This is a genomic window from Halomonas sp. B23F22_3, assembly GCF_043496965.1.
Taxonomy (GTDB): domain Bacteria; phylum Pseudomonadota; class Gammaproteobacteria; order Pseudomonadales; family Halomonadaceae; genus Halomonas.
Genome location: NZ_JBIEKG010000007.1, coordinates 12916 through 34167, shown reverse-complemented (window position 1 = coordinate 34167; position 21252 = coordinate 12916). Strand labels below are relative to the sequence as shown.

The 21252-nt window shown below is 67.6% G+C and carries 17 protein-coding genes and 4 tRNA genes; 4 read left to right on the top strand and 17 right to left on the bottom strand.

What is annotated here, in order from left to right; translation table 11 throughout:
- Nucleotide 1: 1 nt before the first annotated feature.
- The 4 genes from ACGTNG_RS16215 to osmF are packed head-to-tail and all read right to left on the bottom strand — an operon-like array spanning nucleotide 2 to nucleotide 3752.
- Entirely contained in the window at nucleotides 2–730 is a 729-nt protein-coding gene (locus tag ACGTNG_RS16215; protein ID WP_394797555.1) for an ABC transporter permease, read from the bottom strand.
- The gene (locus tag ACGTNG_RS16210) at nucleotides 723–1667 is read right to left on the bottom strand and encodes an ABC transporter ATP-binding protein (RefSeq protein WP_394797554.1); all 945 of its coding nucleotides are present in this window, start codon (nucleotides 1665–1667) and stop codon (nucleotides 723–725) included. The genes ACGTNG_RS16215 and ACGTNG_RS16210 overlap by 8 nt, the downstream gene beginning before the upstream one ends.
- A complete protein-coding gene (locus ACGTNG_RS16205; protein ID WP_394797553.1) occupies nucleotides 1664–2830 on the bottom strand; it encodes an ABC transporter permease in 1167 nt (388 codons plus the stop codon). The genes ACGTNG_RS16210 and ACGTNG_RS16205 overlap by 4 nt, the downstream gene beginning before the upstream one ends.
- Nucleotides 2831–2837: 7 nt before the next feature.
- Nucleotides 2838–3752 carry a glycine betaine ABC transporter substrate-binding protein OsmF gene (osmF, locus tag ACGTNG_RS16200; RefSeq protein ID WP_394797735.1) on the bottom strand — a complete coding sequence of 305 codons (915 nt, stop codon included), beginning with the start codon at nucleotides 3750–3752 and terminating at the stop codon, nucleotides 2838–2840.
- 91 nt (nucleotides 3753–3843) lie between these two features.
- On the opposite strand from osmF, the gene ACGTNG_RS16195 reads away from it, so the two are divergent.
- Nucleotides 3844–4839, top strand: coding sequence for a DUF1853 family protein (locus ACGTNG_RS16195; RefSeq protein ID WP_394797552.1), 996 nt, complete (start codon nucleotides 3844–3846; stop codon nucleotides 4837–4839).
- 80 nt (nucleotides 4840–4919) lie between these two features.
- Here the strand turns inward: ACGTNG_RS16195 and cysS are convergent, their stop codons facing one another.
- Together cysS and ACGTNG_RS16185 are read right to left on the bottom strand one after the other, a co-directional pair.
- Nucleotides 4920–6338: a cysteine--tRNA ligase gene (cysS, locus tag ACGTNG_RS16190; RefSeq protein WP_394797734.1), complete on the bottom strand. Its 1419-nt coding sequence runs from the start codon at nucleotides 6336–6338 to the stop codon at nucleotides 4920–4922.
- A gap of 11 nt (nucleotides 6339–6349) precedes the next feature.
- Nucleotides 6350–8059, bottom strand: coding sequence for a glutamine--tRNA ligase/YqeY domain fusion protein (locus ACGTNG_RS16185; RefSeq protein ID WP_394797551.1), 1710 nt, complete (start codon nucleotides 8057–8059; stop codon nucleotides 6350–6352).
- A gap of 177 nt (nucleotides 8060–8236) precedes the next feature.
- On the opposite strand from ACGTNG_RS16185, the gene ACGTNG_RS16180 reads away from it, so the two are divergent.
- Both ACGTNG_RS16180 and ACGTNG_RS16175 read left to right on the top strand, forming a co-directional pair.
- Nucleotides 8237–8743 carry a peptidylprolyl isomerase gene (locus tag ACGTNG_RS16180; protein WP_394797550.1) on the top strand — a complete coding sequence of 169 codons (507 nt, stop codon included), beginning with the start codon at nucleotides 8237–8239 and terminating at the stop codon, nucleotides 8741–8743.
- 117 nt (nucleotides 8744–8860) lie between these two features.
- On the top strand, nucleotides 8861–9622 hold the full coding sequence (locus ACGTNG_RS16175; RefSeq protein ID WP_394797549.1) for a UDP-2,3-diacylglucosamine diphosphatase: 762 nt from the start codon (nucleotides 8861–8863) through the stop codon (nucleotides 9620–9622).
- 52 nt (nucleotides 9623–9674) lie between these two features.
- On the opposite strand, the gene ACGTNG_RS16170 is transcribed toward ACGTNG_RS16175, so the two are convergent.
- The 11 genes from ACGTNG_RS16170 to ACGTNG_RS16120 all read right to left on the bottom strand — a co-directional run bounded on the left by ACGTNG_RS16170 (nucleotide 9675) and on the right by ACGTNG_RS16120 (nucleotide 20158).
- Nucleotides 9675–10706 carry a CobW family GTP-binding protein gene (locus tag ACGTNG_RS16170; RefSeq protein ID WP_394797548.1) on the bottom strand — a complete coding sequence of 344 codons (1032 nt, stop codon included), beginning with the start codon at nucleotides 10704–10706 and terminating at the stop codon, nucleotides 9675–9677.
- 182 nt (nucleotides 10707–10888) lie between these two features.
- On the bottom strand, nucleotides 10889–12709 hold the full coding sequence (locus ACGTNG_RS16165; protein ID WP_394797547.1) for a SurA N-terminal domain-containing protein: 1821 nt from the start codon (nucleotides 12707–12709) through the stop codon (nucleotides 10889–10891).
- A gap of 163 nt (nucleotides 12710–12872) precedes the next feature.
- Nucleotides 12873–13145 carry a non-specific DNA-binding protein Hbs gene (gene hbs, locus ACGTNG_RS16160; protein ID WP_089850121.1) on the bottom strand — a complete coding sequence of 91 codons (273 nt, stop codon included), beginning with the start codon at nucleotides 13143–13145 and terminating at the stop codon, nucleotides 12873–12875.
- Nucleotides 13146–13323: 178 nt separating this feature from the next.
- Entirely contained in the window at nucleotides 13324–15732 is a 2409-nt protein-coding gene (gene lon / locus ACGTNG_RS16155; protein ID WP_394797546.1) for an endopeptidase La, read from the bottom strand.
- A 181-nt stretch (nucleotides 15733–15913) separates the two neighbouring features.
- Nucleotides 15914–17194 (bottom strand): ATP-dependent Clp protease ATP-binding subunit ClpX, encoded by a 1281-nt coding sequence (clpX, locus tag ACGTNG_RS16150; RefSeq protein WP_394797545.1) that lies wholly within the window; start codon nucleotides 17192–17194, stop codon nucleotides 15914–15916.
- Nucleotides 17195–17320: 126 nt separating this feature from the next.
- Entirely contained in the window at nucleotides 17321–17941 is a 621-nt protein-coding gene (clpP, locus tag ACGTNG_RS16145; protein ID WP_394797544.1) for an ATP-dependent Clp endopeptidase proteolytic subunit ClpP, read from the bottom strand.
- An 89-nt stretch (nucleotides 17942–18030) separates the two neighbouring features.
- Nucleotides 18031–19386: a trigger factor gene (gene tig / locus ACGTNG_RS16140; protein WP_394797543.1), complete on the bottom strand. Its 1356-nt coding sequence runs from the start codon at nucleotides 19384–19386 to the stop codon at nucleotides 18031–18033.
- A gap of 298 nt (nucleotides 19387–19684) precedes the next feature.
- Nucleotides 19685–19759, bottom strand: a tRNA-His gene (locus tag ACGTNG_RS16135).
- A gap of 24 nt (nucleotides 19760–19783) precedes the next feature.
- A tRNA-His gene (locus ACGTNG_RS16130) sits at nucleotides 19784–19858 on the bottom strand.
- 79 nt (nucleotides 19859–19937) lie between these two features.
- A tRNA-Arg gene (locus ACGTNG_RS16125) sits at nucleotides 19938–20014 on the bottom strand.
- A 67-nt stretch (nucleotides 20015–20081) separates the two neighbouring features.
- Nucleotides 20082–20158, bottom strand: a tRNA-Pro gene (locus ACGTNG_RS16120).
- A 207-nt stretch (nucleotides 20159–20365) separates the two neighbouring features.
- Here ACGTNG_RS16120 and folD point away from each other — a divergent pair.
- Complete coding sequence (gene folD, locus ACGTNG_RS16115; protein ID WP_394797542.1) at nucleotides 20366–21226, top strand: bifunctional methylenetetrahydrofolate dehydrogenase/methenyltetrahydrofolate cyclohydrolase FolD; 861 nt, start codon at nucleotides 20366–20368, stop codon at nucleotides 21224–21226.
- Nucleotides 21227–21252: the final 26 nt, after the last annotated feature.

Genomic DNA, 21252 nt, shown 5'->3' with positions numbered 1-21252 from the left:
CTCAGCGCCCGCCGGGCGACGGCAGGCGGCTGAACAGGCTGTCCACGCTGATGGCCAGCAGGCCGATCAACAGCGCCCCCTGGATCACGTAGGCGGTGTTGCCATTGACGATCCCCGAGATGATCGGGTCGCCCAGGTTGCTCGCTCCCACGGTGGCGCCGATCGCCGCCGTGGCGATGTTGATGGTCACCGAGGTGCGGATGCCGGCGAGGATCACCGGCGCGGCCAGGGGCAGCTCCACCTGGCGCAGGATCTGGCCGCTGCTCATGCCCATGCCCCGCGCCGCCTCGCGCACCGAGGGGTCGATGCCGAGGATCCCCGCCAGGGTGTTGCGCACGATGGGCAGCAGCCCATAGAGCAGCAGCGCCACGATGATCGGCAGGGTGCCGAAGCCGAGCACCGGGACGGCCAGCGCCAGCACGGCCACCGGCGGGAAGGTCTGCCCCATCGAGGCCAGCTGGCTGACCAGCGGCAGGAAGTCGCGGCCCCGCTCGCGGGTCACGGCGATGGCGGCGCCCACCCCGATCAGGATGGCCAGCACGGCGGCCACGCCCACCACCGAGAGGTGGCGCCCCAGCAGGGTCAGGAAGTCGGCCCGATCATAGATCACCTGGCGGCTATCGGGCTCGATGACGCGAAAGAGCCCCTCCAGCTGCCCCATGCCCAGGGTGGCGGCCAGCAGCAGCGACAGCCAGCACAGCGGCACGACCAGCCGACGACCCTCAATCATCGCTGCGCACCCCCACCAGGCGGCGCAGGGAGAGCTCGCCCACCGGCAGGTCATCGTCGTCGACCACGGTGAGCCGCTCGGCGTGGCGCCACAGCATCAGCGACAGCGCCTCGCGCAGGCTGGCCTGCTGGCCGATCCGCTCGCGCGCCAGCAGGCGCGGCCCCAGCGGCAGCATCCGCTGGCTGACCGGCAGCAGCGCCGCCTCCTTCAGGCCACGATCCTCGCCGCCCAGCAGCGACTCGACGAACTCATCCGCCGGCTCGCGCAATAGCTCCAGCGGCCGGCCCTGCTGCTTGATCCGCCCCTGGTGCATCACCACCAGGTGATCCGCCAGACGCAGCGCCTCGTCCATGTCGTGGGTGACGAAGACGATGGTCTTCTCGAGCCGCCCCTGCAGCTCGCGCAGCTCCTCCTGCAGGCTCTCGCGGGTCAGCGGGTCCAGGGCGCCGAAGGGCTCGTCCATCAACAGGATATCGGGATCCGCCGCCAGCGCCCGGGCGACGCCTACCCGCTGCGCCTGGCCGCCGGAGAGCTGATGGGGATACTTGTCGGCGAACTCCTCCATGGCGAGCCCGAGCAGGCCCATCAGCTCCTCGACCCGCGCCCTGACCCGCGCGGCCGGCCACTTGAGCAGGCGCGGCACGAGGCCGATGTTGCGGGCCACCGTCCAGTGCGGGAAGAGCCCGGTGCTCTGGATCGCGTAGCCCATGCGCCGGCGCAGGTGCTCCTCGCGGAAGTCGCGAATCTGCTGGCCGTCGATATGGATCTCGCCCTCGCTGTGCTCGATCAGGCGGTTGATCATGCGCAGCGTGGTCGACTTGCCGCAGCCCGAGGTGCCCACCAGCACGCAGAGCTCACCGCGTGCCACGCTCAACGAGATGTCGTCCACCGCGGTGGCGGCACCGAAGCGCTTGGTGACATGGATCAGATCGATCATTCGGCCCCTCCCGGGCGTAGCGTGTCGGTCAGGGCCCCGAGCAGGGCGTCGGCGACCAGCGCCAGGACCAGGATGGGCAGCGCACCGAGCAGCACCAGGTCCATGGCGGCCTGGCCGAGCCCCTGAAAGATGAAGGTGCCAAGCCCCCCGGCACCGATCAGCGCGGCCACCGCGGTGAGCCCGATGGCCTGCACCGTGGTGATGCGCACGCCCTCGAGGATCACCGGCAGCGCCAGCGGCAGGCGCACCTGGCGAAACACCTGGCCGCGGCTCATGCCCATGCCGCGGGCGGCATCAATGACGCCGGGATCCACCGCCTCCAGCGCCACGAAGGTGTTGCGCACCATCGGCAGCAGGCTGTAGCCCACCAGCGCCAGCAGCGCCGGTGCGGCGCCGATGCCGCTGACCCCCAGCGCCGCCAGCCAGTCGAAATGGGCCGAGAGCCAGGCGAGCGGAGCCAGCAGCAGGCCGAAGAGCGCGATGCTGGGGATGGTCTGCAGGAAGTTGAGCACGCCGAAGCCGATCCGCTGGGCGGCCTGCCAGCGGCGCATGGCGAGTGCCGCGGCCACGCCGAGCACGAGGCTCACGCCGACCGCCACGCCGACCAGCGCCAGGTGCTCGAGGATGGCGCCCAGGAACTGGTCGCGACGCCCCTGAACCTCCTGCCACAGCGCCAGGGGCGCGAGCCAGTGTGTGAGACACAACCCGAACACGGCGAGCGGCGCCGCCAGCAGCGCGACGCCGGCCAGGCGCGACAGCCCGAGCCGGCTACGCAGCTCCACCACCAGCATCAGCAGCAGGAACAGCAGCAGCCAGACGCCGGCACCAACACCTAAGCGCGCGCCCACCGCGTCAGGATCGACCAGGCGGTGCGCCGCCAGCGAGAGCCACAGCGGCAGCGCGGCGAGCTGCACCACGGTGAGCCCCAGGGCAAGGCGCAGGGCCTTCGGCGTCGGCCGCCGGGATAGCCCCCCCAGCGCCAGCAGCGGCAGCGCCGAGACCAGGGCGCCGCCCCAGCCGAGCGACGCCGCAGGGCCATAGGCGGTGCCGGGGACGATGCGGTTGGGCGCCACGCTCACCGTGTCGAGGGCCAGCCACACCAGCAGGCCGACCAGCGACAGGCTCAACAGCACGACATTGTGACGGGGACGATCAAAGGGCAAGGTTGCCTCAGTCGCCCAGGGTATCGAGGAACTCGGCGGCCACGGCGTCCGGGGCGCGCCCGCTCACCGCCACGTCGCCGTTCAGGCGCTGCAGGGTCTCCTTGTCCAGCGCCTGGAAGACCGGCTCGAGCAGCGAGGCGATCTCGGGGTGGGCGTCGAGGACCGCCTCGCGGACCACCGGCGCTGGCTGGTAGACCGGCTGCACGCCCAGGGTGTCGTCCATGACCACCAGATCCAGGGCCTGCAGGCCGCCATCGGTGCCGTAGGTCATCGCCGCATTGACGCCGCTGGTCTGCTGGGCGGCGGCGCGCATGGTCGCGGCGGTGTTGCCGCCGGAGAGGATCAGGAGCTCCTCCTCGCCCAGCGTGAAACCGTAGGCCGACTGGAAGGCCGGCAACGCCTGGGGGGATTCCACGAACTCGGCGCTCGCCGCCAGCTTGAAGTCGCCGCCGTCGTCGAGGTAGCTCGCCAGGTCCTCGAGGCTCGAGAGGCCGTGCTCCCGGGCCAGCTCACCGCGCACGCTGATGGCCCAGGTGTTGTTGGCCTCGGCCGGCGTCAGCCAGACGAGATCGTTCGCCTCGGCGTCGCGCTCCCGCACGGTTTCAAAGGCCTCGGCGGCGTCGTTCCACACCGGGCTGTCGGTCATGTCGAAGAAGAAGGCACCGTTGCCGGTGTACTCGGGGTAGAGATCGATCTCGCCGGCCAGCAGCGCCTCGCGCACGATGCTGGTGCCGCCGAGCTGCAGGCGATCCTCGACCTCGATGCCGCCCTGCTCCAGTCGCTGCAGGATCAGCTGGCCAAGCACCGAGCCTTCGGTATCGATCTTGGAGGAGATCACCACGGGATCCTGGGCCTGGGCCGTGGAGATGGTGATCAGCGACGCGGCCGCCAGGGAGACGCAGCGAGACAGAGGACGAATCATCATGTTCACCCGGTTCCTTATGAATGTATCCTGAGTATAAGGCCTGTATAGCTTCAATGTCAGACACGGGCATCAACGTCGGATCCTCGCCATGCCGCTCGCCCCCTCGGCGCAACGCCTCCTCGATCACTGCCGCCATCCGCTGGTTCGCGACCTGGGGTGGATCGTGCTGGCCCCCTGTCTCGTCGAGATGCCCGGTGCCTCGCGACCGACCCGCGAGGAGCTGGGCCTCGCCGAAGATGAGCGCCTGTCCGCCTGGCTTTCGCAACACGAGCGCGCGCCGGGTCGCCTCGAGGCCCATCTCGCTCCCGCCCTGCGCGGGCGAATGGGGCTCTACCATGAGCGGCTCTGGCAGTTTCTGCTCGACGAGGCGCCGGCCACGCGGCTGCTGGCCCACAACCTGCGCATTCACCAGGGCAAGCGCACCCTGGGCGAGCTGGACCTGCTCTACGCTCGACGCGACGACCCTCGCCCGGTGCACCTGGAGGTGGCGATCAAGTTCTATCTGGGCCTCGTCGAGGGGCCCGGCACGCCGGACAGCCAGGCACGCTGGATCGGCCCGGGCGGAGCCGACAGCCTGCTCGCCAAGCGCGATCATCTCTTCCATCACCAGCTGCGACTGGCGCGAACCCCGGAGGCCATCGAGGCGCTGCAGCCGCTGCTGTCATCCACGCACCCGGCGGGATCGCCCCCGTCGGGGCACGCACCGGCAACGGCCGTGCGGCTGGCGATGCCGGGGGTGCTCTTCTATCCCTGGCACACTCCCCTGCCGGCGCCGAGAGACGCCACGCCCGACCACCTGCGTGGCCGCTGGCTCTTCGCGCGAGACTGGCCACGACTCCGGGCCGGACTGCCGGGGGGCACGCGCGGCGCCTGGCTGCACAAGCCGCACTGGCTCGCCCTGCCCCGCCACGAGGCCCTGGAGCCCCTGTCGGTGCTGGAGAGACAGCTGGCGGCCCACTTCCAGGCCGCCGCTCGCCCCCTTCAGGTCGTGCTTCACCATCCCGAGACCGGCGGACGGCGACTCATGCTGGTCCCCGACGACTGGCCGCACCAGATCCCGCTGCCGCCCTCGCCGCTTTCCTGACGTCCCGCCCCAACGCGACGCGCCCGGCCCCTGCCGTGCAGGAACCGGGCGCGCGATCACGGCCGAGGATCGGGCCGCGCTCAGTCGCCAGGCGTCTCGAAGACCCAGGTGGTGCCTTCCCGGGAATCCTTGAGGATGATCCCCAGCGCGGCGAGCTCGTCGCGGATGGCGTCGGCGCGGGCGAAATCCTTGGCCTTCTTGGCCGCGGCGCGCGCCTCGATCCGGGCCTGGATCTCGTCTTCGGCGAGCGGCAGGTCCACGGCTCCGGCCTTGAGGAAGCTCGCCGGCGCCTGCTGCAGGAGCCCCAGCATCCCGCCCAGGCGCTTGAGCTCGGTGGCCAGCGCCGGCGCCCGCTCCGGTGCCTCCTTCCGGGCGCGATTGAGTTCGCGGGCCAGGTCGAAGAGCACCGACAGCGCCTCGGGGGTGTTGAAGTCGTCGTCCATGGCCACGGCGAAACGGGCCGCATGGCCACCGTCGTCCGCCGGATCAAGCGCCGCCGCTTCTTCGGCCGCGGCGTCGAGGGCGACGCCCTCCAAGGCATTGTAGAAACGCTCCAGCGACTTGCGGGCCTCGGCCAGCGACTCGGGGGCGTAGTTGATCGGGCTGCGGTAGTGGCTCGCCACCAGCAGGTAGCGCACCACCTCCGGGTCGTGATGCTCGAGCACGTCGCGGATGGTGAAGAAGTTGCCCAGTGACTTGGACATCTTCTCCTGATTCACCCGCACCGCCCCGGCATGCATCCAGGTGTTGACGTAGCGATGGCCGGTGGCGGCCTCGCTCTGGGCGATCTCGTTCTCGTGGTGCGGGAACATCAGGTCCGGCCCGCCACCATGGATGTCGAAGGTCTCGCCCAGGCAGCAGGTGGACATCGCCGAGCACTCGATGTGCCAGCCGGGGCGCCCCTCGCCCCAGGGCGAGGGCCAGCTCGCCTCACCGGGCTTGGCCGCCTTCCAGAGCACGAAGTCCAGCGGATCCTCCTTGTGCTCGTCCACCTCGATGCGGGCACCGGAGCGCATCTCGTCGGGGTCGCGATTGCTCAGCGCGCCATAGGTGTCGAAGCGGCGCACCCGGTAGTAGACGTCGCCGTTGTCGGCGGCGTAGGCGAAGCCCTTGTCGATCAGCGTCTCGATCATGGCGATGATCTCGCCGATATGGCCGGTAGCGCGGGGCTCCCGGTCCGGCGGCAGCACGGATAGGCGCGCCTCGTCCTCGTGCATGGCCGCGATCATGCGCTCGGTGAGCGCGGCGATGCTCTCGCCGTTCTCGTCGGCCCGCTTGAGGATCTTGTCGTCGATGTCGGTGACGTTGCGCACGTAGGTGACGTCATAGCCCCGGGCCCGCAGGTAGCGGGTGATGACGTCGAAGGCCACCATCACCCGGGCGTGGCCCAGGTGGCAGTAGTCATAGACCGTCATGCCGCAGACGTACATGCGCACCTTGCCGGGCTCGAGCGGCGTGAGCGGCTCCTTGCGGCGCGTCAGCGTGTTGTAGATCTGCATGTCGCTCATGCTCACCCCTTGTTGTCCTGCGCGGTCTTCTGGCTTTCCTGCTTCTTCACCTTGGCCCAGCCATCCTTGAGGCCCACGGTGCGGTTGAACACCAGCTTGCCGTCGCGGCAGGCGTGGCGGTCGGCGCAGAAGTAGCCCACCCGCTCGAACTGGAAGCGGCTCTCGGGGGTGGCGTCGGCGAGGCTCGGCTCGCCGATCGCCTGCACGGTGACCAGCGACTCGGGATTGAGATGATCGAGGAAGTCGGCGTCCTTGTCCTTGTCGGGCTGCTCGACCTGGAAGAGGTTGTCGTAGAGGCGGACCTCCATGGGCACGCCGTGCTCGGCGCTGACCCAGTGGATCACGCCCTTGACCTTGCGGCCCTCCGGGTTCTTGCCGAGGGTGTCGAAGTCCACGGAACAGCGCAGCTCCTCGATCTCACCGCTCTCGCCCTTGATCACCTCGTCGCAGCGGATCACATAGCTGTTACGCAGGCGTACCTCCTTGCCCGGCGCCAGGCGGAAGAACTTCTTGGGCGGCTCCTCCATGAAGTCGTCGGCGTCGATGTAGAGCTCCCGGGTCAGGGGCACGTGGCGCACCGACATGTCCTCGCGGGCCGGGTGGCCGGGCACCTCGTAGACCTCCTCGTGATCCTCGGCCACGTTGGTCAGCACCACCTTGAGCGGCTTGAGCACGGCCATGGCCCGCGGGGCGTTGTCCTCGAGATCAGAGCGGATGGCGTGATAGAGCATGGCGATGTCCACCAGGCCGCCGTCGGCGCGGGTCACGCCGATCATGTCGCAGAACTTGCGGATCGAGCCCGGCGTGTAGCCGCGGCGACGCATGCCGGAGATGGTCGGCAGGCGCGGGTCGTCCCAGCCGTCGACGATCTGCTCGTCCACCAGCAGCTTGAGCTTGCGCTTGGAGGTCAGGGTGTAGTTGAGGTTGAGCCGCGCGAACTCGATCTGGCGCGGCGTCACCGGCACCGGCAGGTTATCGAGGAACCACTCGTAGAGCGGGCGGTGATCCTCGAACTCCAGGGTGCAGACGGAGTGAGTCACGCCCTCCAGGGCATCGGACTGCCCGTGGGTGAAGTCGTAGGAGGGGTAGATCTTCCACTTGTCGCCGGTCTGGTGGTGGCTGGCGTGGCGGATGCGGTAGAGGATCGGGTCGCGCAGGTTGATGTTGGACGAGGCCATGTCGATCTTCGCCCGCAGCACCTTCTCGCCCTCGGCGAACTCACCCACGCGCATGCGCTCGAGCAGGTCGAGGTTCTCGTCGACGCCGCGCTCACGGTAGGGGCTCGGCTTGCCCGCCTCGGTCAGGGTGCCGCGGTACTCGCGGATCTCGTCCGGCGAGAGGTCGTCGACGTAGGCCTTGCCCTCGCGCACCAGGTGCTGCGCCCAGGCATAGAGCTGGTCGAAGTAGTCCGAGGCGAAGCGCACGGGGCCGGCCCACTCGAAGCCCAGCCAGCTGACGTCTTCCTTGATGGCGTCGATGTAGGCCTGCTCTTCCTTGGCCGGGTTGGTGTCGTCGAAGCGCAGATGACAGTCGCCACCGAAGTGCTCGGCAAGCCCGAAGTTCAGACAGATCGACTTGGCGTGGCCGATGTGCAGGAAGCCGTTGGGCTCCGGCGGGAAGCGCGTCACGATCTTCCCGACCCTCCCGGCCTCGATCTCCTCGCGGATCTGGTTGCGGATGAAGTTCGGCGCGCTGGTAGTCTCGGTGGTCATGTCGGTGGGGCAACCTCTGGTTGAATCGCGGGCCTGGCTCGGTGCACGGCGCAAGGCATGAAGGACACGCCCCCGCCTTCGCGCATCGAGGCAAAACGGCTATTATAGCGCCACGCCCATGGGCAGCGCCAAGGCGCATCCCCCATTGCTCCCTACACAGCACACAGGAACGGATCGATGATCGTACTGCAGACCAATTTCGGCGATATCACCATCGCCCTCAACCACGACCAGGCCCCTAAGACCGCCGCCAACTTCGAGCAGTACGTGCGCGACGGCTTCTACGACGGCACCCTCTTCCATCGCGTGATCCCGGGCTTCATGGTCCAGGGCGGCGGCTTCGACAGCGACTTCAACCAGAAGCCGACCCGCGAGCCCATCGACAACGAGGCCGACAACGGCCTGAAGAACACCACCGGCACCCTGGCCATGGCGCGCACCCAGGACCCCCACTCGGCCACCGCGCAGTTCTTCATCAACGTGGCCGATAACGACTTCCTCAACCACAGCGGCAAGAGCATTCAGGGCTGGGGCTACTGCGTGTTCGGCGAGGTGGTCGAGGGCATGGACGTGGTCGAGAAGATCAAGGAGGTCCCCACCACCCGTCGCGGCATGCACGCCGACGTGCCCGCCGAGGACGTGGTCATCCAGAAGGCCTACGTGAAGGACGAGGCCGGAGCCTGATCCTCGCCGCACTCGCTCGCACGCCCGCCAGGGCCGCTTATGCCTGGCGGGCGTGATGCGTTTCACCTCCCGACGCGCGTCACCGGCGCCCCCTTTCCTTACCCAACCGGGCCGACCATGACCACCCTGCTGATATCCGACCTGCACCTGCAGCCCGCCACCCCCGAGCTCACCGACGGCTTTCTTCGCTGGCTCGCCGAACGTGCCTCCGGTGCCGAGGCCCTCTATATCCTCGGCGACTTCTTCGAGGCGTGGATCGGCGACGACCTGCTGGATCTCGGCACCGCCGATCCGACCGGCACCGCCGAGCTGGCCTCCCGCGTCGCCGCCGCGCTGAAGACCCTCGCCGAGGCCGGCACCGCCATCTACTTGATGCACGGCAACCGCGACTTCCTGCTGGGAGAGCGCTTCGCGACCGCCGCCGGCGCCCGCCTGCTGCCGGATCCCAGCGTGGTGACCCTGGGCGGACGGCCGGTGCTTCTGATGCACGGCGACAGCCTGTGCACCCGGGACGAGGCCTACATGGCCTTTCGCCGCCAGGCCCGCGACCCGCAGTGGCAGGCGCAGGTGCTCGGCATGCCGATCGCCGAGCGGCTCCAGCTCGCGAAACAGCTGCGCGACCAGTCCGGTGAGGCCAACTCCAACAAGGCCGAGGACATCATGGACGTCACGCCCGACGAGGTGGTCGAGGCGCTGCGGGCCCACGGGGTCGAGACCCTGATCCACGGTCACACCCACCGGCCTGCCGTTCATGAGCTCGACCTCAACGGCACCCCGGCGCGTCGCTACGTGCTGGGCGACTGGCAGCCGGACAAGGGCTGGGAGATCGTCGTCGAGGACGGCGGTGCGCCGCGACTCAGGGAATTCGCGCTCTCCTGACAGTGCGCGTTTTTCAGCGAGCGACCGGAAGCGCTTCCAGGCGTCGCCGGCGCTATCGATCGATCAGGCAGCCCGCCAGGGATCGCTCCAGCCGTTCGGCGTCCGGCAGCTCGCCCGCCTCACCGATCAGCTCCAGGCGCGAGTCGCGTCGCCAGGCCGTGTCGCCCAGGCTGACCACGCCCTCGGCCCGGTTGTAGAGCCGCCACCCCTCGGTCGTATGCAGCACGCCCTTCACCCGGAGCCCCGCGGGCAGCTCGCCGAGCCGCGCCGCGAGACGATCCAGGTCGAAGACATCCCCGGCGTGCCAACGCCAGCCCAGGCTCGCGTGTCCCAGCGACGCGCCCGCCTCGCGGATCGGGCGGCCGGGGCCCGGATCGCGCCCGTCGGATGCCGCTTCCTGCGGTAAGAGTGACGCGCCCTCTCGGGCCACCCGATGGATCGCCGAGGCGGGCACATCGCCACCATCGTCGTGGCGTCGAGCGTCCTGCAACAGGGAAAGCGGCAGCTCGCCGTGGGGCGCCTCGCGGATCCAGTATTTTCGCGGCCAGAGCTCGCCGAGCCACGCCTTCGCCGCCTGCACCTGCGCGGGAGTGGCCAGGTCGGTCATGGTCAGCGCCACGCCGTCGGCCATGACCAGCTGGTCGCGAAAGGTCTCGTGTGCCCGGGCGCGCGGGTCATCCAGTCGGCGCGGGTCGAGCAGCGCGATCACGTCGCGCACCGCCAGCGCCTCACCCAGGCCCTCGCCGCGCAGCACCTCGATGAGGCCCGCCGGATGGCCGAGCCCCGAGGGCTCGATGATCAGCCGGTCCGGGCGATGGCGATGCAGCAGGTTCACCAGCGACGCCTGCAGCACGAAGGCCAGCTGGCAGCACAGGCAGCCTCCGGGCAGGCCCTTGACGACCAGGTCTTCGCGCGCCTCGAACATCGCCTGGTCGATCCCCACCCGGCCAAACTCGTTGATCACCACGGCCCAGCGCTCATCGGCGGGCTTCTGCTCGATCAGGCGTCGGATCAGCGAGCTCTTGCCGCTGCCGAGAAAGCCGGTGATCAGGTGGACGGGAATGGCGGAGAGCGGTGCGGGCATGGGGGCTCCAGGCGGGCATGGCGAGGGGTGGTCACATGAGTTGTTACAACATAACATTGTATCCCGGGACCGGCACGCCGTCGCGAGCCTGAGCTCCGATCCCCCAGCGAGGCCCATCAAAAAACCCCTGCAGGCGTGAGCCCACAGGGGTCGTCGTGCTCGACGGCTCGCGGCCAGGCCGATCAGAGTCGCTCGATGCTGGCCTTGTCGCGCAGGTCGTCGAGCAGGCCCTGGATGGCGGCCTGGGCCCGCAGGCGCTCCGCCATGTTAGCGACGAAGTTCTCCATCTGCGCATTGGGCTCACCGTCCTGGACGCGATCCAGAGCGATCAGCACCACGCGCTCGCCGTCCACGGCATGAGCGTAGACCGGCTGCTCGCCCTCGGGGTGCGGCAGGCGGAAGGCGGCCTGCACCAGCGCCTCCGGGAGGGCGCTGCCGCCCTGGCGGCTGACCGAGTCGGCCTGCTGCCAGTCGATGTCGAGCGTCTCGCCGGCGCGCAGGCTCTCGACCCGACGGGTGGCGAGCTCGACCAGCGCCTCGCGGGTCTTGGCCTCGCGCACGGCGGCTTCGACCTCGTCGCGCACCTCGGACAGCGGCAGCGTGGTGGCATCGCGATGCTCGGCCACGCGCAGCACCATGCGGCGATCCTCGTCGAGCTCGATCACCTCGCTATTGTAGCCGTTCTCGAGCACGTCGCCGCTGAAGGCCTGCTCCATGACGCCGGGCTCGGAGAGCACGCCCTCGCTGACCTCGCGACCGACCCAGTCGCTCTGCTCAAGCGAGAGCCCCAGGTCGTCGGCGACGCTTGCCAGGTCGTCGGCGGCGAAGCTGTCATCGATCAGGCGCTGGGCCCGCTCGTTGAAGGCGTCGTCGACCTGCTCCAGGGCCAGTTTGGCGCGCAGCGCCTCGCGGCGCTCCTCGAAGGCGGGACGATCGAGCTCGGTGACCTTGATCAGGTGCAGGCCGTTGTCGGTCTCGACGATGCCGGAGACCTCCCCCTCGCCGAGGGCGAAGGCGGCCTCCTCGAAGGCCTCGCCGAAGAAGCCGCGGGAGATGACGCCCAGGTCGCCGCCGGCGTCGCTGGTGGAGGTGTCGTCGGAGACCTCGGCCGCCAGAGCGTCGAATGCCTCGCCCTCGGCGAGACGCGCCTGAACCTGCTCGAGGCGCGCCCGGGCCTGTTCGCGGCTACGCTCGTTGCCGTACGTCACCATGATGTGCGAGACGCGGCGATCGGCCTCGGCCGCCCCGGATTCCCAGGCCTCGCGCAGCGCCTGTTCGCTCACCTCGGCCTCGGCGGCCATCTGCTGGCGGTCGAGCACCACGTAGTTGACCTTCACCTGCTCGGGGCGGCGGTAGTCGTCCTGGTGGGCCTCGTAGTAGGCCTGCAGGTCCTGCTCGACGATCTCGGGCACGGCGGCCAGGTCGTCCGGCGTCAGGGCGTGGTGGCGGAAGCTGCGGGTCTGGCGCTGCAGTTCGGCGAGGCGCTCCCGCTCCTCTTCCAGGGTGAAGCCGCTGACGGCCAGCCCCTGCTGGACCTGCTGACGCTTGAGGTCGACGGCGAGCTGCTGGCGGAACGACAGCGGCGTGAAACCGGCACTGGCCAGGCGATTGCGGAACAGCTCCCGGTCGAAGCGCCCCTGAGCGTCCTGGAACTCCGGCAGGGTGACGATCAGCTGATCGAGCTGCTGCTCGGAGACGTAGAGGCCGCCCTCTTCGGCGTACTGGGTCAGCAGCCGCTCGGTGATCAGCATGTCGAGCATCTCGGCGCGCAGGGCACGCTCCTGGTCCGGCGGCACCTGGCCGCTGCGGATGGCGCGCTGCACCTCGATCTCGAGCTGCTGGCGGGTGATCGGCTCGTCGTTGACCTGGGCGACCTCATCGCCGCTGTTGCCCAGCAGCCCGACCAGCGATTCCACGCCGAACAGCGCCATGGTAACGACCACGGCACCGATGATGATCTTGGCGCCCCAGCTCCTGGAGCGGTCACGAATACTTTGCAGCATGCAGGCCTCTGCGGATCAATTGAGTCGGGTCGCGCACATTATACGCATCACCGTGCGCCTCGCGACGCGCGGCGTTGATGCCCATGAACGGGAACAGGCGCACCGCCGGGGCGATGCGCCTGTTGAAGAAACCACCGTCAATGCTACGGCAGGCGCCGTGGCCTCAGTTGACGGAGTCCTTGAGCGCCTTGCCGGCCTTGAAGCTCGGCACCTTGGCAGCGCTGATCTCGATCGGCTGGCCGGTCTGCGGGTTACGACCAGTGCGAGCGGCACGCTCCTTGACGGTGAAGGTACCAAACCCCACCAGGGACACGCTGTCACCCTTCTTCAGGCTCTCTGACACGGTGTCGACCATGGCATCCAGTGCGCGGGAGGCGGCTGCCTTGGGAATGTCGGCAGACGCGGCAATGGCTTCGATCAGCTCGGATTTGTTCACACTTCACCCCTTGACTATTTCGTAAATTGGCTCTAATCGGCGAGACTTTCGGCTGACTGACGCGATCACAGCATGGCGATAGTTTATAGCAATGCGGCGAAAGCCCTGTCAAGCAACCTTAGCAGCCAAACCCCGCCATACCGGGCTTTTCACTCCGGCATGACGAGGAAAATTACCGTTAGTGCGTACTGATCATCGACGCCTTGGAGGAGGAGTCTTCCGCGCTGGAACCCTCCTTTTTCGGCTCAGGCTTATCGGCCAGGGCCACCTCCAGAACGTCATCAATCCAGCTAACCGGCCGAATATCGAGGGCTTCCTTGATATTGTCGGGGACCTCCTTGAGGTCGCGACGGTTTTCCTCCGGTATTAGCACCGTCTTTATACCACCGCGCCTGGCGGCCAGCAATTTCTCCTTGAGCCCGCCGATCGGCATGACCTCGCCGCGCAGGTTGACCTCGCCGGTCATGGCCACGTCACAGCGCACCGGGCGACCGGTGTAGGCCGAGACCATCGCCGTGACCATGGCGATGCCCGCGCTGGGACCATCCTTGGGCGTGGCGCCCTCGGGCACGTGGATGTGCAGGTCCTCCTTCTCGAAACGCTCGGGGTCGATGCCGAGCGCCAGGGCGCGCGCCCGCACCACGGTCTGGGCGGCGCTCACCGACTCCTTCATGACGTCGCCGAGCGAGCCGGTCTTGTCCAGGCGACCCTTGCCGGGCGTGATCACCGACTCGATGTTGAGCAGCTCGCCGCCCACCGAGGTCCAGGCCAGGCCGGTCACGCGACCCACCTGATCCTGCTGATCGGCCAGGCCGTAACTGTAGCGCCGCACCCCGGCATAGGGCTCGACATCGTCGGCGCAGAGCCGCTGCGGGGCCTGAGCGCCCTCCTTGCTCTCCTTCTCGATGCGCTCGCGCAGCACCTTGCGGCACACCTTGGCGATCTGGCGCTCGAGTTCACGCACCCCGGCCTCGCGGCTGTAGTAACGGATCAGCTCGAGCAGCGCCTCGTCGGAGAACGCGAGCTCGTCGTCCTTGAAGCCGTTGGCCTTGAGCTGCTTGGGCACCAGGTAGCGCTTGGCGATGGCCAGCTTCTCGTCCTCGGTGTAGCCCGGCAGACGAATCACTTCCATGCGGTCGAGCAGCGGCCCGGGGATGTTCATCGAGTTGGCGGTGCAGATGAACAGTGTCTCGGAGAGATCGTAGTCCAGCTCCAGGTAGTGGTCGCTGAAGGTGTCGTTCTGTTCCGGGTCGAGCACCTCGAGCAGCGCCGAGGAGGGGTCGCCGCGGTGATCCATGCCGATCTTGTCGACCTCGTCGAGCAGGAACAGCGGGTTCTTGACCCCGGCCTTGGCCATGCGCTGCACCATCTTGCCGGGCAGCGAGCCGATGTAGGTGCGGCGATGGCCGCGGATCTCGGACTCGTCGCGCACCCCGCCGAGCGCCAGGCGCACGTACTTGCGGTTGGTGGCGCGGGCGATGGACTGCCCGAGCGAGGTCTTGCCCACCCCGGGCGGCCCCACCAGGCAGAGCACCGGCCCCTTGAGCTTCTTGACCCGCTTGTGCACCGCCAGGTACTCGAGGATGCGCGCCTTGACCTCCTCGAGGCCGTAGTGATCCTCGTCGAGGACCTTCTGGGCGTGAACCAGATCGTGCTTGATGCGGGTGCGCTTCTTCCACGGCACCGCCACCAGCCAGTCGAGGTAGGAGCGCACCACCGTGGCCTCGGCGGAATTCGGCGACATCATCTTGAGCTTGCCCAGCTCCTGGAGGGCCTTGTCGCGGGCCTCCTTGGGCATGCCGGATTCCTCGATGGCCTGCTCGTACTTCTCGGCCTCGTTGGGCACGTTCTCGAGCTCGCCCATCTCCTTCTGGATGGCCTTCATCTGCTCGTTGAGATAGTACTCGCGCTGGGACTTCTCCATCTGGTCCTTGACCCGCGAACGGATGCGCTTCTCCACCTGCAGCAGGTCGATCTCGGACTCGATCAGCGCCATCAGGTGCTCGATGCGGTCGCGCACCCGATCCATCTCCAGCAGCTGCTGCTTATCGTCGATCTTCAACGACAGGTGGGCGCAGATGGTATCCACCAGGCGGCTGGGGTCCTCGATGCCGGAGAGCGAGTTGAGCACCTCGTTGGGCACCTTCTTCGACATCTTCACGTACTGCTCGAACTGGTTGAGCAGCACGCGCACCAGCGACTCCTGCTCGCGCTCGGAGAGCGGTTCGCTCTCGCGCAGGCTCACCTCGGCGCGGCTGTAGCCGCCGTCGACGGCGACGATCTCGCGGATGTCGGCCCGCGACTCGCCCTCGATGAGCACCTTGACGGTGCCGTCGGGGAGCTTGAGCAGCTGCATGATCTCGGCGACGGTGCCGATGGCGAACATGTCCTCGCTATCAGGATCGTCCTTGCTGGCCTCACGCTGGGCCACCAGCAGGACGCGCTTGTCGGCCTCCATGGCGGCCTCCAGCGCCTGGATCGACTTCTCGCGGCCGACGAACAGCGGAATGACCATCTGCGGGTAGACGACCACGTCCCGCAGCGGCAAAAGGGGCAGACTCAGGGTCTGTTCGGCGTTCTGCTGCATCGCAGACGTTCCTCACACGAAATCGGATGGATACCCAGGGAATGGGGGCGAAGCGGTGGCATTGCAAGGCAACGGCGGGCGCCCACACACAAGAAGGGGAGCGGCCCTCCCCCGGGTTGCCCGATGGGCACCCCGGGGATGAAGCCGCTCCCTCATCAGGGCGATGAGCGCCCGGTGCGCGTCAGCCGTCGGTGCCGTCGACCCGCGCCGCTTCCTGCTGGGAGTAGATCAGCAGCGGCTCGCTCTCGCCGGCGATGACCGAGGCATCGATCACCACCTTGGAGACGCCCTCGAGAGACGGAATCTCGTACATGGTGTCGAGCAGCACCGACTCGAGGATCGAGCGCAGCCCGCGGGCACCGGTCTTGCGGGCCATGGCCTTGCCGGCCACCGCGCGCAGGGCGTCCTCGCGGAAATCGAGCTCCACCCCTTCCATCTCGAACAGCCGAGCGTACTGCTTGATCAGCGAGTTCTTCGGCTCGGTGAGGATCTGGATCAGGGCATCCTCGGTGAGCTCGGTGAGGGTGGCGATCACCGGCAGGCGACCGACGAACTCGGGGATCAGGCCGAACTTGACCAGGTCCTCGGGCTCGACGTCGAGCAGCAGGTCACCGATGCCCTTGGACTCGTCCTTGCTCTTGACCTCGGCGTTGAAGCCGATGCCGCCCGTCTCGGCGCGATCGCGGATCACCTTGTCGAGACCGGCGAAGGCGCCGCCGACGATGAACAGGATGTTGCCGGTATCCACCTGCAGGAACTCCTGCTGGGGATGCTTGCGACCGCCCTGGGGCGGGACCGAGGCGGTGGTGCCCTCGATCAGCTTGAGCAGCGCCTGCTGCACGCCCTCGCCCGAGACGTCACGGGTGATGGACGGGTTGTCCGACTTGCGCGAGATCTTGTCGATCTCGTCGATGTAGACGATGCCGCGCTGGGCCTTGTCCACGTCGTAGTCGCACTTCTGCAGCAGCTTCTGGATGATGTTCTCGACATCCTCGCCGACGTAGCCCGCCTCGGTGAGGGTCGTGGCATCGGCGATGGTGAAGGGCACGTTGAGCAGGCGTGCCAGGGTCTCGGCCAGCAGGGTCTTGCCACTGCCGGTCGGACCGATCAACAGGATGTTCGACTTGCCGAGCTCGACATCGTCTTCCTTGCTGCCGAAGCGCAGGCGCTTGTAGTGGTTGTAGACCGCCACCGACAGCACCATCTTGGCGCGGTCCTGGCCGATCACATAGTCGTCGAGGGTGTGGCGGATCTCGCGGGGAGCAGGCAGACGCTCCTCATCGGTCTCGGCATCGGCATCGAGCACCTCCTCGCGAATGATGTCGTTGCAGAGGTCGACACACTCATCGCAGATATAGACGGATGGGCCGGCAATCAGCTTGCGCACCTCGTTCTGATTCTTGCCGCAGAACGAGCAGTAGAGCAGCTTGCCGCCTTCGTCCTTGCCTTTGCCGTCGGCCATTCGCGTACCTCTTTCTTGATGACGCCCCATGCAGTATGGCTCATGGGGCGTCGGGTTCACCACGGTGGCCGCGGCCACCGGGAAACGTCTCAGTGCATGAAGGGCACTCGGGTGAATTTCACGCTATCAGGATGTCGGGCGCTGTTCCAGCACCGCATCGATCAGGCCGTATTCGGCGGCCTGCGAGCCATTCATGAAGTTGTCGCGATCGGTATCCTTGGCGATGGTCTCGATCTTCTGGCCGGTGTGGTGGGCCAGGATCTGGTTGAGCCGGTCGCGGATGCCGAGAATCTCGCGGGTGTGGATCTCGATGTCCGAGGCCTGACCCTGGTAGCCGCCCAGCGGCTGGTGGATCATCATCCGCGAGTTGGGCAGGCAGTAGCGCTTGCCCGCGGCGCCGCCGGCCAGCAGCAGCGCGCCCATGCTCGCCGCCTGACCGATGCACACGGTGGAGACATCGGGCTTGATGAACTGCATGGTGTCGTAGATCGACATGCCGGCCGTCACGCCACCGCCGGGCGAGTTGATGTACAGGTGGATGTCCTTGTCCGGGTTCTCGGACTCAAGGAACAGCATCTGCGCCACCAGCAGGTTGGCCATGTAATCTTCCACCGGCCCGATCAGGAAGATCACGCGCTCCTTGAGCAGGCGGGAGTAGATGTCGTAGGCCCGCTCGCCGCGCGCGCTCTGCTCGACCACCATGGGCACCAGGCCGCCGGCGGATTGGGGTTCGAACGGGTTGCTCATCTGGTGATGTCCTTGGATCCGATGAATGGAAGCGGAGGATGCAGCGCCTGCCCGGCCGCACGGCCGGGCAGGCTATCCCGAAGCGAGACTCAGGCCTGGGCTTCGCCTTCGGCCTCTTCGTCTTCCTCGGCCGCTTCGCCCTGCTGCTGGGCCGCGGCGAGGGCTTCCTGGTAGCCCATTTCCACGTCCTTGACGGTGGCCTGCGCGAGCAGCGCGTCGACCGCCTTCTCCTCGAGGATGGCGGACTGGACCTGGGTCTTCAGCTGGTCATTGCCCATGTAGTGGGCGACGACCTGCTCGGGGTCCTGGTACTGCTGGGCCAGCTCCTCGACCTTGGCCTTGATCTCCTCGTCGGTGGCCTCGAGCTCGTGGCTCTTGATCACCTCGGCCAGCAGCAGGCCGACCTGGACGCGGCTCTTGGCCTGCTCGCTGAACAGCTCGTCGGGCAGCTGGGAAACGTCGAAGTCCTCGCCGAGGCCGAACTGCTGGGCCGCCTGGCGCTTGAGGCCGTCGGTCTCCTGCTGCACCAGCGACTGGGGCACCGGGATGTCATTAGCCTTCTTCAGCGCCTCGAGCACCTGCTGCTTGACGCGATTGTCGACGGCCTGGCTCGCCTCGCGGGTCATGTTCTGCTTGACCTCGCTGCGGAACTTGTCCAGATCGCCGTCCTCGACGCCGAACTTGGCGATGAACTCGGCATCGACCTCAGGCAGGGCCTGACCCTTCACCGCGTGGACCTTGACCTTGAAGGTCGCTTCCTGACCGGCCAGCTGCTCGGCCTGGTAGTCCTCGGGGAAGGTGACCTTGAGCTCCTTCTCCTCACCGGCCTTGGCACCGATCAGCTGCTCCTCGAAACCGGGGATGAAGCTGCCGGAACCGATCACCAGCTCGTGGCCCTCGGCGCTGCCGCCCTCGAAGGGCTCGTCGCCCAGGAAGCCCTGGAAGTCGATCTTGACCTGGTCGCCATCCTCGGCGGCGCGCTCGACTTCTTCCCAGCCGGCATTCTGCTTGCGCAGGGTGTCGATCATCTCGTCGACGTCGGCCTCGGTCACCTCGACCACCGGACGCTCGACCTCGGTACCCTCAATGGAGCCCAACTCGATCTCGGGGTAGATCTCGAGGGTGGCGGTGAACTCCAGGTCCTTGCCGGTCTCGTTGGTGGTGGCCTCGATCTGCGGGTAGCCTGCCGGGTTGAGCTCGTGCTCGGAGATGGCGCGCACGTAGCGCTCACGCATGACCTCGCCCACCACTTCGTTACGCACGTCGTGGCCGTAGCGCTGACGGATCACCGACATCGGCACCTTGCCCTTGCGGAACCCGTCCAGGCGCACGTTCTTGGCGGCATCCTTGAGACGAGCGGCAACGGCCTCGTCGACCTCGGCGGCCGGCACCTGAACCGTGATGCGGCGTTCAATCTGGGAGGTCGTATCGACGGAAACTTGCATGAAATGTCCTCTACCGACTGGGGCGTTCTGAAAGCGTGAAAAGTTCAAAGGGCTGATTCTAAGAATCCCGCCCGTGACTGGCAAGCGCCGTGCCTGATCAGATGGGGGCCCGGCGGCGCATTACAAGGGTCGCCACGGAGATTTTCTGTTCCGGGCACGGCGATAAGCAGGATCGCCGAAGGGGCGCGTCACGAGACATCACGACACGAGATCACGGGTAGCCGCATGGCAATGACCATGAGCAAAGGCAACGAAGGGAGCACTGCGAAAGAGACGGGAGTCATGCTGAGGGAGGCAATGGGGTGGATGATGGGGATCGAACCCACGACCACCGGAGCCACAATCCGGGGCTCTACCACTGAGCTACATCCACCACTGCCTGGAGATCATGTCGAGATGGGGTGGATGATGGGGATCGAACCCACGACCACCGGAGCCACAATCCGGGGCTCTACCACTGAGCTACATCCACCACAACGACACGGGTCTTGCTGATTGCCACAAGCTCTTGCGGACAACTCGGACCGCTGGCGACACGCCCATGCACTGCATGGCGCGCCCAGCAGGACTCGAACCTGCAACCTACGGCTTAGAAGGCCGTTGCTCTATCCGGTTGAGCTATGGGCGCATGATACGTATCCGGGCGCCTGACCGCAACCCTTGGAGGAAAATAAAACTTTCCAATCAACAGGTTGTGGTCGGGGTGGAGGGATTCGAACCCCCGACATCCTGCTCCCAAAGCAGGCGCGCTACCAGACTGCGCTACACCCCGCCGGCTCTTGCACGGCCTCGACGTCGCCGCAGGGGCCTCGTCAAGCGCTGCGTATTCTACGTAACTTTACCGGCGGGTCAAGCGCCGACCGCGCCGCTGCCGCCCCGCGCTTTGCCTGCGGGTCCCGGCATGCGAAAATCCCGCCCCGACCACCGTGCACATCCGCCACGGTCTCACACTCACCCCGAACCACCAGAGGGAAGCTCGATGACCGCCCAACTGATCGATGGCAAGTCCATTGCCGCCCGAGTCCGCCAGCAGGTCGCGCGTCAGGTCCAGACGCGCCGCGAGGCCGGCGGGCGCATCCCGGGGCTTGCCGTGGTCCTGGTGGGCGAGGACGCCGCCTCCGCCGTATACGTGCGCAACAAGCACCGCGCCTGCGAGGAGGCCGGCATCCTCTCGTTCAAGCATCAGCTGCCGGCCGACACCAGCCAGCAGGCGCTCGAGCAGCTGGTCGACGAGCTCAACGAGGACCCGCGCATCGACGGCATCCTGGTGCAGCTGCCGCTGCCCGAGCATCTCGACCCGCGACCGATCCTCGAGCGCATCCTGCCGAACAAGGACGTCGACGGCTTCCACCCCTACAACCTCGGTCGCCTGGCCCAGCGCCTGCCGCTGCTGCGCCCCTGCACGCCCAAGGGCGTGATGACCCTGCTCCAGCAGAGCGAGCTCTCGGTGCGCGGCCTGGATGCCACCGTGGTCGGCGCCTCCAACATCGTCGGGCGCCCCATGGCGCTGGAGCTGATGCTCGCCGGCTGCACCACCACGGTCTGTCACCGCTTCACCGGCAATCTGGAGGAGCACGTGCGCCGCGCCGACCTGCTGGTGGTGGCGGTCGGCAAGCCCGGACTCGTCAAGGGCGAGTGGATCAAGCCCGGCGCCATCGTCATCGACGTGGGCATCAATCGTCAGGACGACGGGCGCTTGATCGGCGACATCGACTTCGCCGCCGCCTCCGAGCGTGCCAGCTGGATCACCCCGGTGCCCGGCGGCGTGGGCCCGATGACCGTGGCCACCCTGCTCGAGAACACCCTGCAGGCCGCCGAGCTCCACGACGCCGCGGAATAAGGCGCCGAGACCAGGAAGCCTCGCGG

What these genes read in the sequence shown, in the direction of transcription:
- ACGTNG_RS16215 (WP_394797555.1), bottom strand. Translation starts at nt 730, where the DNA reads ATGATTGAGGGTCGTCGGCTGGTCGTGCCGCTGTGCTGGCTGTCGCTG.
- ACGTNG_RS16210 (WP_394797554.1), bottom strand. Translation starts at nt 1,667, where the DNA reads ATGATCGATCTGATCCATGTCACCAAGCGCTTCGGTGCCGCCACCGCG.
- osmF (WP_394797735.1), bottom strand. Translation starts at nt 3,752, where the DNA reads ATGATTCGTCCTCTGTCTCGCTGCGTCTCCCTGGCGGCCGCGTCGCTG.
- ACGTNG_RS16195 (WP_394797552.1), top strand. Translation starts at nt 3,844, where the DNA reads ATGCCGCTCGCCCCCTCGGCGCAACGCCTCCTCGATCACTGCCGCCAT.
- cysS (WP_394797734.1), bottom strand. Translation starts at nt 6,338, where the DNA reads ATGCAGATCTACAACACGCTGACGCGCCGCAAGGAGCCGCTCACGCCG.
- ACGTNG_RS16185 (WP_394797551.1), bottom strand. Translation starts at nt 8,059, where the DNA reads ATGACCACCGAGACTACCAGCGCGCCGAACTTCATCCGCAACCAGATC.
- ACGTNG_RS16180 (WP_394797550.1), top strand. Translation starts at nt 8,237, where the DNA reads ATGATCGTACTGCAGACCAATTTCGGCGATATCACCATCGCCCTCAAC.
- ACGTNG_RS16175 (WP_394797549.1), top strand. Translation starts at nt 8,861, where the DNA reads ATGACCACCCTGCTGATATCCGACCTGCACCTGCAGCCCGCCACCCCC.
- ACGTNG_RS16170 (WP_394797548.1), bottom strand. Translation starts at nt 10,706, where the DNA reads ATGCCCGCACCGCTCTCCGCCATTCCCGTCCACCTGATCACCGGCTTT.
- ACGTNG_RS16165 (WP_394797547.1), bottom strand. Translation starts at nt 12,709, where the DNA reads ATGCTGCAAAGTATTCGTGACCGCTCCAGGAGCTGGGGCGCCAAGATC.
- lon (WP_394797546.1), bottom strand. Translation starts at nt 15,732, where the DNA reads ATGCAGCAGAACGCCGAACAGACCCTGAGTCTGCCCCTTTTGCCGCTG.
- clpX (WP_394797545.1), bottom strand. Translation starts at nt 17,194, where the DNA reads ATGGCCGACGGCAAAGGCAAGGACGAAGGCGGCAAGCTGCTCTACTGC.
- clpP (WP_394797544.1), bottom strand. Translation starts at nt 17,941, where the DNA reads ATGAGCAACCCGTTCGAACCCCAATCCGCCGGCGGCCTGGTGCCCATG.
- tig (WP_394797543.1), bottom strand. Translation starts at nt 19,386, where the DNA reads ATGCAAGTTTCCGTCGATACGACCTCCCAGATTGAACGCCGCATCACG.
- folD (WP_394797542.1), top strand. Translation starts at nt 20,366, where the DNA reads ATGACCGCCCAACTGATCGATGGCAAGTCCATTGCCGCCCGAGTCCGC.